The sequence below is a fragment of the Pseudomonas sp. WS 5051 genome (genome assembly GCF_012985715.1).
GTDB lineage: Bacteria > Pseudomonadota > Gammaproteobacteria > Pseudomonadales > Pseudomonadaceae > Aquipseudomonas > Aquipseudomonas bubulae.
Map to the genome: position 1 here is coordinate 1 of NZ_JAAQWV010000021.1, position 11,987 is coordinate 11,987.

Here is an 11,987-nt window from a genome sequence, read left to right on the forward strand (position 1 = left end):
CGATTACATCGAGATGTTTTACAACCCAAAACGACGCCACAGTTTCAACAATCAGCTGTCACCGGTAGAGTTTGAAAAGCGTTACGCAGCGAGCCTGGAGAGTGTCTAGGAAACCCGGGGCGATTCACCTCTCGGAGGTGCTGACAAGCATAACGGCAATGGACAATGACGCAGTACTGGTCTCAATGGCCTTCCCTTAGGGCACTCCTGTGTGAATTCTCGCGGGCAATCACCCTGCTCAGTTCTCAGAATCAACACAGCAGCGCCTTACAGGAACCTCAAAGCGGACAAAAGGCACCCCTTTGGGAATCTGGGAGAAAAATGTGAGTGACCACCTTTAATGCTTTGCGGGCACGTTTACCCCCGTAGACCCTCAGGCGCACACAGGCGCGGTAGGGACCCTCGCGAGCGCACGGAAAGGCTCAGGCACGGGCGCACGATAAGGACCCCAAGAGCGGCACATAGAGTGTGACAAGGCAGTATCAAATGGTGATGCCACATGCTACGGTGCCCACCCCATCTGGTCTCCAAGCCACCTCAGTGAGTTCACTGACTACTACGCAGAGAACAGCTGCACCGCCGGGCGCTCGTCGTTTATCACCGGGCAGACGCCGCTGCGCACAGGCCTGTCCAAAGTCGGCATACCGGGGGCACCGGTAGGCCTGCAAAAGCGCGATATCACCATCGCCCAGGCGCTCAAATCCCAGGGCTACGCCACTGCACAATTCGGTAAAAACCACCTGGGCGACCGCGACGAGTACTTGCCGACCAATCATGGTTTTGACGAGTTTTTCGGCAACCTCTACCACCTCAATGCCGAAGAAGAACCCGAACGCCCGTACTGGCCCAAGGATGACCCGGCTTTCGTCAAGGCCACCTCGCCCCGTGGCGTGATCCACAGTTTTGCCGACGGCAAGATTGAAGACACCGGGGCCCTGACCGCCAAGCGCATGGAAACCATCGACGACGAAACCACCGCGGCCGCGCAGGAGTTCATCGAAAAGCAGGCCAAGGCCGACAAGCCTTTTTTTGTGTGGATGAACACCACGCGCATGCACGTCTTTACCCACGTGCGCGACTCGATGAAGGGCCAGAGTGGTATGCCCGGCAACGAGTACGCCGATGGCATGCTTGAGCATGACGGCGACGTCGGCAAACTGCTGAAAACCCTCGATGACCTGAAAATCGCCGACAACACCATCGTGGTCTACACCACCGACAACGGGCCGAACCAGTTCTCCTGGCCGGACGCGGCCACCACGCCGTTCCGGAACGAGAAGAACTCCAACTGGGAAGGTGCCTTCCGTGTCCCGGCGATCGTGCGCTGGCCGGGGAAAATCAAGGCTGGCGAAGTGAGTAACGAGATGTTCTCGGGGCTGGACTGGTTCCCGACCCTGCTCGCGGTGGCTGGCGATGCCGATGTCAAAGACAAGTTGCTCAAGGGCTGGGCCCCGGTGGCAGGTGGCAACAACTTCAAGGTACACCTGGACGGTTTCAACCAGCTGCCGTACCTGACCGGCGAACAACCCAAGGGCAACCGCAACGAGTTCTACTACTTCAACGATGACGGCATGCTGGTATCGATGCGTTTCGACAACTGGAAAGTGGTGTTCTGCGAGCAACGCGAACCGGGCGGTTTCAAGGTCTGGAGCGAACCTTTCGTATGCCTGCGGGTGCCGAAAATCTTCAACCTGCGCATGGACCCGTTCGAACGGGCTGACGTGGTCTCCGATCAGTATTACGACTGGAGCACGAAAAACGTCTACTTGAACGAACTGGCAATCATGAAGGCGGCCAACTTCCTGGAAACCTTCGTCGATTACCCGCCAAGCCAGAAGCCGCCAAGCTTCAGTATCGATCAGGTACGGGCAGCGGTAGACGCCAAGATTGCGGAAAAAATGAAAAATCAGCCAGCGCAGTAAACCTGCCCTGTGGGAGCGGGCTTGCCCGCGATTGTCTCGACGCACTGCATCTGTCAGATCGCGCCGCCTCCATCGCGAGCAAGCCCGCTCCCACACGGGGTAACGACTCCTTCCCGAATTCCTTCTGCACAAGGCTCCCGCGCAATGCCGTCACCCTTACCGCCCAGCCGTACTGCATTGTCTGCCACTGCCTTGCTGCTATTTATTTCCGGTACTGCCGCCCTGATCTATCAGGTGCTGTGGATCAAACAACTGTCGCTGGTGATCGGTGTCGAGGTGTACGCCATCACCACCGGCATCAGCGCCTTCTTTGCCGGGCTGGCCCTTGGCGGGCTGCTGTTTGGCCGCTGCGCCGACCGCCTAGGCAAACCCTTGCTATTATATGCGGGCCTTGAAGTGGGTGTGGCCGTGCTCGGCATCGGCGCCACGCTGGGGCTGGGTATGGCCGCGGCGCCATTCGCCTGGCTCGAACAACTGATCGGCCTGCCCGCCTGGTTGCTGCCATTGCTGCTCGTGGGTCTGCCCGCTCTCTTGATGGGCGGCACGCTGCCAGTGCTGATACGCGCACTGGCATCCGAGCCGCAACATCTGGGCCAGGCCGGTGGCCGCCTGTATGCCGCCAATACCGGCGGGGCGATTGTCGGCACTCTGCTGACCGCCTTTCTCCTGATTGCCAGCCTCGGTGTTTTCGCCAGTGCCGTTGTAGCCGCCGCACTCAACCTGATTGCCGCCGCGGGCGCCCTGTGGCTGCAACGCGGGCAGCACACCATTGTCGCCGATCCGGTGGCGACCGGCGCGGTACAAAAACCGGCCCGGCTGGCCATGGCCCTGTATGCCATCGCGGGCGGTGTGGCACTGGGCTACGAAGTGGTCTGGTCGCAATCGATCGTTCAGTTCATGAGCACCCGTACCTACGCCTTTGCCGTGGTGCTGGCCACTTACCTGACCGGACTGTTTATCGGCAGCAGCCTGATGGCGCGCCGGGTTGATCGGCTACGCGATCCCTGGGGTGTGTTTGCCTTGCTGATTGCCGGGGCCGGACTGGTTGCCCTGCTGGAAGTTGCCCTGCTCGGACGCTGGCTGATCCTGCTGCAAACCCAGGCAGAGACTGCGGCACTGGCCTTGGGTGGCAGTGTGTTGCTGGGCATGAGCGCCCGCTTCGCAGTGGCTGCACTGAGCATTGTGTTTATCCCTACGTTGCTGTTGGGCGCAGCGTTCCCGATAGCCCTGCGCCTGTGCGTCGGCCCCGGCCGGGTCGGGCGGGATGTCGGTGCAGTCGTGGCGTTCAACACGCTGGGCGGGATCGTCGGCGTTGCCCTCTGCGGTTTTGTCCTGATCCCCTGGCTGGGGCTGGTACATACGCTCGGCATGCTGGCAGTCATCGCCGCTGCAGTAGGTTTGATCGCGGTACAGCAGGGGCACCGGGTCAAGAAAGGCCATCGCCAGGCAGTCGTTGCGTTCAGCCTGGCAGCGCTGCTGGTAGCCGTCTTAACGCCGGTTGAGCGCCTCGCCGAACTGCTGCCCGGAGCCCGTAACGGTGAGCTGGTGTTTTACCAGGAAGGTCGCGGCGGCACCGTCGCCGTCGTGGCCCAGGGCAAGGGTGAACGCCGCTTCCATCGCCTGTATATCCAGGGCGTGTCCAACACCGGTGATGCCATGCCTTCACTGCGCTACATGCGTATCCAGGCCCTGTTGCCGCTGTTGATCCACAACGGCGAACCACGCTCGGCGCTGGTGATCGGCTTTGGCACCGGGATCACTGCCGGGGCCCTGTTGAGTTACCCGGGACTGCAACAACGGGTGGTGGCCGAGTTATTGCCCTCGGTGGTCAAGGCTTCAACCCTGTTCAAAGGCAACTTCGCTGCGGCTTCCAACCCCGGCTTGCAGGTGCGTTTGCGCGACGGTCGCCAGGAACTTCTGCGCAGCGAACAGCGCTATGACCTGATCACCCTCGAACCACCACCGCCCTCCGCCGCCGGCGTAGTCAATCTGTACTCGCGGGACTTCTATCAACTGGCTGCACAGCGCCTGCACCCGCAAGGGATAGTTGCGCAATGGCTGCCGTTGCCGACGCAGAATATCGACGACTCGCGTTCGCTGGTGCGCAGTTTTCTCGACGTATTCCCTTACGCCACGCTATGGACCAGCGAGTTTCACGAAATGCTGCTGGTGGGTTCATTGCAGCCCATTGAACTGGATGCCGCGCGCATCAGCGCCCGTTTCGGGCAACCGGGTGTACGCAACGCCCTGCAGGATGTGGGCGTCGCTTCGCCAGCGGCACTGCTGGCAACCTGGGTGACCGACCGTGAAGGGCTGGTGCGCTTTGCTGCAGATGCGCCGGCCGTCACGGACGACCAACCGCGTATCGAGTACGCTCCGTGGGTGCGCAGCAAAGAAATCAGCCGGGTGCTGCCGGCGCTGCTCGATCTGCGCCAACCGATACCGTTGCTCAACGCCGCCCCGGAGTTTGTCGAGCGCATGCACAGCCAACAGCAACGCCTGATGCAGTTTTACCGTTCCAGCCTGCATGCCTATGATGGCGACCGCGAGGCATGGAGCCGGGATATCCGTGAAGTAATGCGTGGCGATGGCGCCAACCCCTATTACCGCTGGTTTGTCGGTGAACGCTAGAGCCTTTTGGATACGGAAGTCGCAATGCCCAAAACTAAAACTATAAAAGCTGCAAACCCACCTGATTCGCGCCCCACCCTGATGAGCCGTTACCTGTTACCCGTAAGCGCTGCCGTGTTGCTGGTGGTGCTGGGCGGGTTATGGTTTTATCTCAGCCGCCCGGCGCCGGTGTATGAGCCCAAGGTGCTGGCCAAGGCTGCGGTGGCCGAGCCCGTCGCCCCGGCGCAGATGGTCGACGAGCAACAGTGCCAGGGTTGTCACGACGCCCAGGTCAAGGACTGGCAAGGCTCTCATCATCAACTGGCCATGCAGGTGGCCGCGCCGCAGACCGTACTGGCCGACTTCAGCAATGCCACGTTCAAGGGCGAAGGCGAAAACAGCCGGTTTTTTCGCCAGGGCGACGAGTTCTGGGTCAATACGCCGGGGCTGGATGGCAAACCCGCCGACTTCAAGGTCGCTTACACCTTCGGCATTGCGCCGTTGCAGCAGTATTTGATCGAAGTTGGCGACGGCAGGCTGCAAGCCCTGGGGGTGGCCTGGGATACCGAAAAACACCGCTGGTTCCATCTGTACCCAGGCCAGGGGGTGAGCTTCAAGAACCCGCTGCATTGGAGCAAACCGAACCAGAACGCCAACTTTATGTGCGTCGAATGTCACACCACCGGCTACAAACGTAACTTTGATGCCGCCAGCAACAGCTTCAACAGTCAATGGAACAGTCTCGGCGTCGGTTGCCAGGCCTGTCACGGCCCGGCGTCCAGCCATCTGCGCGCTGTCACGGAAAACAACCCGTTGCCCCACAGCGGCTTTGACGTCGACCTTAAAAGCAAGGACGCCACGGTAGAACTCGAAACCTGCGCCCGCTGCCATGCCCGCCGCGCCCCGCTGGGCGATGGCTTTACCGTGGGCAAGCGGCTGATGGACGACTACCTGCCCAGCGTACTGACCCGCGAGCTGTACGCACTGGACGGCAAGATCAAGGACGAGGTGTTCGAACACGGCTCGTTCCTGCAAAGCAAGATGTTCGACAAGGGCGTGCGTTGCAGCAACTGCCACAACCCTCACAGCACCGAACTCAAGGCAGCGGGCAATGCACTGTGCCTGCAATGCCACAACACGGCCGGCAAAGCAGCCATTGCCGGGATTGATGGCAAGGGCCTGCAAGCGAAGAACTATGACGCCATCGACCACCATCGCCATGCCGAAGGCCAACCGGGCTCGCAATGTGTGGATTGCCATATGCCCGGCAAGTTCTACATGGGCAACGACTATCGCCATGACCACAGCTTCAGCATCCCCAACCCGGTGCGGGCCAAAGCCCTGGGCACAACGGATGCCTGCCTGGGCTGCCATCAGGGCAAGGCCGGTGACAGGGTGACGGAGCAGTTCAAGCTCTGGACCGCCCACGATGCACCGCAAGCAGCCCGGTACGATGAAAGCCTGTGGCTGATCCGCGGCGGCCGGCCGGGTGCTGCGCAGGCGCTCTACGAGCAATTGCGGCGCAGCAACCTGCCAGCGATTCAACGCGCCACGTTGTTGGCTGAACTGGCCAACTACCCCAGCGAATCCGCACTGCAACTGGCCAGCAAGGACCTCAACCACCCTGCCCCGCAAGTGCGTGAAAGCGCGGTGCGGGCAGTGAGCGCTTTCTTGCCTCCGGCAGAGCGGGTCGCGTTGCTCAGCCCATTGTTGAGTGACAGCGTGCGTGCAGTGCGCATCATCGCCGCGCGCAACTTGCAGGGCGCTGCGCGCAATGGCCTGGGCACGAATCAAGTGGCGTGGGACAAGGCCATCGGTGAATACGAAAGCGTGCAGCTGAGCCTGGCCGAACGGGCCGAGTCCAACCTCAACCTGGCCATGCTGTATCAGGCCAGCGGGCGCAATGCCGAGGTCGAGGCCAGACTGCGCGCCGCCCTGCTGCGCGACCCGGACTTCTACCCGGCGCTGGTCACTCTGGCCCAATGGCTGGAAGCCAGTGGGCGCAGTGCCGAGGCCTCGACCCTGCTCAACGACGCGATCAAGGCACAACCGCAGGCAGCGTTGTTGCAACACAGCCTGGGGCTGGCATTGATTCGCGGTGGCCAGCCCGAACAAGCGATGAAAGCTTTGCAGCAGGCTGTAAAACTGGAACCGGACAACAGCCAGTACCGCTATGTGCTGGCGGTGGCCCTGCACCAGAGCGGCCAGCTCGAACAGGCCTGCGCGCAAATGGAAAAACTGCTCAAGCGCCAGCCGGCGTTTCGCGATGCCCGATTGGCGTTGATCCAGTTCTACCTCGACAGCGGCCAGGAGCCCAAAGCGCAGGTGGTGCTGCAAGCCTGGAAACAGATCAATCCTGAGGATATGGCGTTGAAGTGACAGCCCTCACCCCCCCGCCATGCGCTCCAGGCTGTTGCTCAAATGCAGCAGCATGGCAGCGCGGGCGGCGTCGGGGTCCTGACGGCGGATCGCGCGCAAGATCGCCTCATGTTCCAGCACAGCCATTTGCCCCAACTGCTTGAGATCGGCATCACCGCGCTCTTCACTATTGATCCGGGTACGCGGAATCACCGAACGCCCCAACTGGGCAATGATATCGGTGAAATAAGCGTTGCCCGTGGCCTGAGCGATCAACTGGTGGAAACGCAGGTCCGGCTCGACGCTGCTGTCGTTGTTGGCCAGTGAGCGTTGATGGTCATCCAGCGCCTGGCGCATCTGCAGCAGTTGCTCCTCCGTGCGCCGCCTCGCGGCCAGCGCCGCAGCCTGGGTCTCTAGGCCCAGGCGCAATTCGACGATACCGCGCACGCTGGCTGCGGTATCACGGCTCAGGTGGATACCCTGGCGCGGATCGCGCTCAAGCACGAAGGTACCAATGCCGTGACGGGTTTCGACCAGCCCGGATGCCTGCAATTTTGAAATCGCTTCACGCACCACCGTGCGGCTAACACCGTGTTCGCGCACGATGGCCGACTCGGAAGGCAGCTTCTCGCCGGGCGCCAGTTGGCCCAGCAAAATTCGCTGGGTCAGCTCGGCCACGATGTCGTGGGCAAGGCCCGGTGAACGCTTGCGCAGCGGCGCACTCTGGGGGTCATGCATGGGGCAAATCCATTCGTACAAGACCGCTTGATACTAGCACCCCAACATGTATGACAAGTTATATAAATCTCAGAAAACCTTGGGTTTTGAACGAACTCAGCCCCCCAGACAGATACGTTTCCGAACCTGACATCAGGCTTTAAAACGCTTTAAACAGCGATAAAACCTCATAAAAGGTATCTAAAGCTGCATCTTTTATAACTTTTTCGTTTTTTTCATGGCATTGCTAGGGAAAAAACCAACTCGTATGATGTCTGGCAACTGCAGGGCCATCTGCAGCACACACAACCCGCATAAAAATAATCAGTGGGGCTTTGAATTGTGAACACTTCCAGCAATCCGTCTGCTGCGTACGCCAACGACCCCGTCCTGGCGCGTGCGATCCAAAAAGTGAAGAGGCATGTACTGCCACTTTTCGTCATCATGTTTATCGTCAACTACATCGACCGGGTAAACATCGGCTTCGTACGCAGCCACATGGAGCACGATCTGGGCATTGGTGCCGCCGCCTATGGTTTCGGTGCCGGGCTGTTTTTCATCGGCTACGCACTGTTTGAAGTGCCGTCCAATATGCTGCTGCAAAAAGTTGGCGCCCGCATCTGGCTCACCCGAATCATGTTCACCTGGGGTATCACCGCCACCCTGATGGCCTTTATCCAGAACGAAACCCACTTCTATATCCTGCGTTTTCTGCTTGGCGTCGCCGAAGCGGGCTTCTTCCCGGGCGTGATCTATTACTTCACCCGCTGGCTGCCGGGCGCCGAACGCGGCAAGGCGATTGCCATCTTCCTCAGCGGCTCGGCACTGGCCTCGCTGATCTCGGGACCACTGAGCGGCCTGCTGCTGCAAATCACCGGCATGGGACTGCACGGCTGGCAGTGGATGTACATCATCGAAGGTATGGCCTCGGTGGTGCTATGCGTGTTTGTGTGGTTCTGGCTGGACTCAAAACCCCATGACGCCAAATGGCTCAGCCTTGCAGAGCAAGATGCGCTGGTTAACGAAATTGACCGCGAACAGCGTGAACGCGATGCCGCCAACACCGTCAAGCCGACCCTGGGCATGCTGCTCAAGGACCGCCAGATCATGCTGTTCTGCGCGATTTACTTCTGTATCCAGCTGACCATTTACGCGGCCACGTTCTGGCTACCGAGCATCATCAAAAAAATGGGTGACCTGAGCGATATCCAGGTGGGCTTCTACAACTCGATCCCGTGGCTGATTTCAATCATTGCCATGTATGCCTTTGCCTCGCTGGCCAGCAAATTCAGGTTCCAGCAGGCCTGGGTGGCGGCCGCCCTGGTGATTGCCGCCATCGGCATGTTTATGTCCACCACCGGCGGGCCGATCTTTGCGTTTATCGCCATCTGCTTTGCCGCCATCGGCTTCAAGTCGGCCTCGGCGCTGTTCTGGCCCATTCCCCAAGGCTACCTGGATGCACGTATCGCGGCGGCAGTCATTGCCTTGATCAATTCCATCGGCAACCTCGGCGGCTTCGTCGCCCCCACCACCTTCGGGTTTCTGGAACAAACCACAGGCTCGATCCAGGGCGGGCTCTATGGCCTGGCCGGCACGTCGATCATTGCGGCACTCATTGTGTTCTTTGCCAAAACCAAACCCACACCCACGGCCGTGAACCCCATCGCCCTGCAAACTGCCTGACAAGGACCAGACCATGAATGCCGACCATCAACACCACGCCAGCCAAGCTCCGATCGTGACCAGCCTGCAGGTGATCCCGGTGGCGGGCCATGACAGCATGCTGCTCAACCTGAGTGGCGCCCACGGCCCCTTCTTTACCCGCAATATCGTTATCCTCAAGGACAGCAGCGGCAATACCGGCGTGGGTGAAGTGCCCGGTGGCGAGCGCATCCGCGAAACCCTGGAAGACGCCCGTAGCCTGGTGATTGGCCAGCCCATCGGCAATTACCAGGCTGTCCTCAACGCCATGCGCAGCACCTTCGCCGCACGGGATTCGGCGGGGCGCGGCCTGCAAACCTTCGACCTGCGCATCACCATCCACGCCGTGACGGCAATGGAAGCCGCCCTGCTCGACTTGCTCGGTCAATTTCTGCACGTGCCGGTAGCCGCCTTGCTCGGTGAAGGCCAGCAACGGGATGCCGTGAAGATGCTCGGCTATCTGTTCTATATTGGCGACCGTCAACACACCGATCTGGCCTACCGCAGTGAAGCGGATGGCGATGACTGGACACGCCTGCGCCATGAACAAGCCCTTACCCCACAGGCCATCGTGCGCCTGGCGGAAGCGGCACAAGCCCGTTACGGCTTCAACGACTTCAAGCTCAAGGGCGGCGTGCTGCGCGGCGGCGAAGAAATCGAAGCGGTCACTGCACTGGCCGAGCGTTTCCCCGATGCCCGCATCACTCTGGACCCTAATGGAGCCTGGTCTCTCAAGGAAGCCATCGCCCTGTGTCGCGACCAGCACCGGGTACTGGCCTATGCCGAAGACCCTTGCGGCGCCGAAAACGGCTATTCGGGGCGTGAAGTCATGGCCGAGTTCCGCCGCGCCACGGGCCTGCGCACCGCCACCAACATGATTGCCACCGACTGGCGCGAAATGGGCCATGCGATTCAATCGCAGGCCGTGGACATCCCATTGGCCGACCCGCACTTCTGGACCCTGCAGGGCTCGGTACGCGTTGCGCAGATGTGCCACGAATGGGGCCTGACCTGGGGCTCGCATTCCAATAACCACTTCGACATTTCCCTGGCCATGTTCACCCAGGTTGCGGCTGCAGCGCCGGGGGATATTACCGCCATTGATACCCACTGGATCTGGCAGGACGGCCAGCGCCTGACCCGTGAACCGCTGAAAGTTGTCGACGGCCATATCAAGGTTCCGACAAAGCCTGGCTTGGGCGTGGACATCGACATGGACGCCGTGGCCAAGGCTCACGAATTGTACAAAGGCATGGGCCTGGGTGCCCGGGATGACAGCGTGGCCATGCAGTACATGATTCCCGGCTGGAAATACGACAACAAAAAACCCTGCCTGGTGCGCTGAGTCGCTTATTAGAGCGTGGCAACTGCCACAAGGCGCCAGCGATTGGCGCCTTTTTATTGCCCGAAAACTGGATCCAATATCAAATTTCAGGCAAAAAAAAGCCCAAGTAGCTGATGGAAACTTGGGGCTTAAAAATGCATAAACCGTGGTAGGTGAACGCAGGGCGATCTTACCCTATCGTAACAATCAGTAACAAGTGATTCTGCACATTTTATTTCAAGGCAATACTGACCTAAGTCATTAAATAGCCACACTTTTTAAGATTTAGTTGATTTGAAATGGCCATCACGGCACGGATAACGGGTATTTTCAACCCACTTTTGCGCTTGCATTTAATGTGGGAACTGGGCTCGAGCGATTCAGGCGACGCGGTTCAGTTGGTAGACCGCCTCGATACCTTCGCGAGCAGGCTCGCTCCCACAATAATGATCAGGCAAACCTCATTTATGTGAGCACAACATGCCCTGTGGGAGCTGGCTTGCCTGCGATTCAGGCGCTGCGGTGTGCCCGTCGAACCGCGTCGATACCATCGCGGGCAAGCCCGCTCCCACAACAAATCAGCCTGCGAAATTGCCGCTCAGCGCCGCCAGCCCACCCTGATAGACCCCGGTAAACAGCTCTTCGGCAGCTTCAGTGCTTACACCTGCCGGGGTGAACTGCCCCGACCAGGTCACACGGGCGCCGTCGCCCAGCGCTTCAACGCGCAAGGTCGCCAGGTAGTCGGTCACCGGAAACGGCGCCTCGACAATGGAGTAGCTGTAGGTCTTGCCGGCATTGTCGAATGTTTGCAGGCGCTCAACGATCACCGTGCCATCCACGGTCTGCAGATGGCGCAAGCGCCCGCCTTCGCCAGCTTCGCTGACGGCAACCAGGGGCAACCAGTCCGGCAGCGAGTTGAAACCACCGATCAATTGCCAGACCTGATCGGGTGAAGCGGGAATATCAATAAATGCGGATGCAGTTGCCATAGGGGCATGCCTCTTTGAAGAAGTGGGGGTTAGTCGAAAACCGGCCTGAAAAAGCTGCGCTCGTAACTCAGGATACAGCGATTATCTTCAGCCAGTTTGAACGCGGCAATGCATTCGGCATCCGTTTTTGAGCGTTCGCGGTAGTCTTCATAGGCTGCGAGGCTGGGGAAGGTAAACATGGCCAGAGCAATGTTATTGGCACCTTCCGAGGGCAGGAAGTAACCGTGATGCTGGCCGCCAAATTTGGCTACCAGCGGGATCCAGACTTTGGCATAGGCCTCGAATTCGGCCAGTTGGTAAGGGTCAATCACGTAACGCAGGTAGCAGGTGATCATCGATGCATTCCACGGGGCGAAAGGAGATCGA

8 protein-coding genes and 1 pseudogene are annotated in these 11,987 nt (G+C 59.9%); 6 read left to right on the top strand and 3 right to left on the bottom strand.

Annotation, left to right across the window (positions count from 1 at the left end; genetic code table 11):
* From HBN79_RS22000 to HBN79_RS22015, 4 genes and pseudogenes are all read left to right on the top strand, one after another.
* On the top strand, positions 1–109 hold a 109-nt coding region (locus tag HBN79_RS22000), incomplete at its 5' end, for an IS3 family transposase (protein WP_138762977.1).
* A gap of 436 nt (positions 110–545) precedes the next feature.
* Positions 546–1,922 (top strand): annotated as a pseudogene (locus HBN79_RS22005) (arylsulfatase); the annotation flags it as partial.
* 144 nt (positions 1,923–2,066) lie between these two features.
* A complete protein-coding gene (locus HBN79_RS22010) occupies positions 2,067–4,553 on the top strand; it encodes a fused MFS/spermidine synthase (protein WP_169917192.1) in 2,487 nt (828 codons plus the stop codon).
* A gap of 24 nt (positions 4,554–4,577) precedes the next feature.
* On the top strand, positions 4,578–6,911 hold the full coding sequence (locus tag HBN79_RS22015; protein WP_169917193.1) for a tetratricopeptide repeat protein: 2,334 nt from the start codon (positions 4,578–4,580) through the stop codon (positions 6,909–6,911).
* A gap of 6 nt (positions 6,912–6,917) precedes the next feature.
* Here HBN79_RS22015 and HBN79_RS22020 read toward each other — a convergent pair whose 3' ends face one another.
* Positions 6,918–7,628 (bottom strand): FadR/GntR family transcriptional regulator, encoded by a 711-nt coding sequence (locus tag HBN79_RS22020; protein ID WP_095031659.1) that lies wholly within the window; start codon positions 7,626–7,628, stop codon positions 6,918–6,920.
* 321 nt (positions 7,629–7,949) lie between these two features.
* Between HBN79_RS22020 and HBN79_RS22025 the strand changes: the two genes are divergently transcribed.
* On the top strand, positions 7,950–9,290 hold the full coding sequence (locus HBN79_RS22025) for an MFS transporter (RefSeq protein WP_169917194.1): 1,341 nt from the start codon (positions 7,950–7,952) through the stop codon (positions 9,288–9,290).
* Between the two features lie 13 nt (positions 9,291–9,303).
* Positions 9,304–10,653: a glucarate dehydratase gene (gudD, locus tag HBN79_RS22030; protein ID WP_169917195.1), complete on the top strand. Its 1,350-nt coding sequence runs from the start codon at positions 9,304–9,306 to the stop codon at positions 10,651–10,653.
* A gap of 557 nt (positions 10,654–11,210) precedes the next feature.
* Here gudD and HBN79_RS22035 read toward each other — a convergent pair.
* Both HBN79_RS22035 and HBN79_RS22040 read right to left on the bottom strand, forming a co-directional pair.
* Positions 11,211–11,621, bottom strand: coding sequence for an SRPBCC family protein (locus HBN79_RS22035; protein WP_095000501.1), 411 nt, complete (start codon positions 11,619–11,621; stop codon positions 11,211–11,213).
* Between the two features lie 29 nt (positions 11,622–11,650).
* Entirely contained in the window at positions 11,651–11,956 is a 306-nt protein-coding gene (locus tag HBN79_RS22040; RefSeq protein ID WP_095000502.1) for an NIPSNAP family protein, read from the bottom strand.
* Positions 11,957–11,987 lie beyond the last annotated feature (31 nt).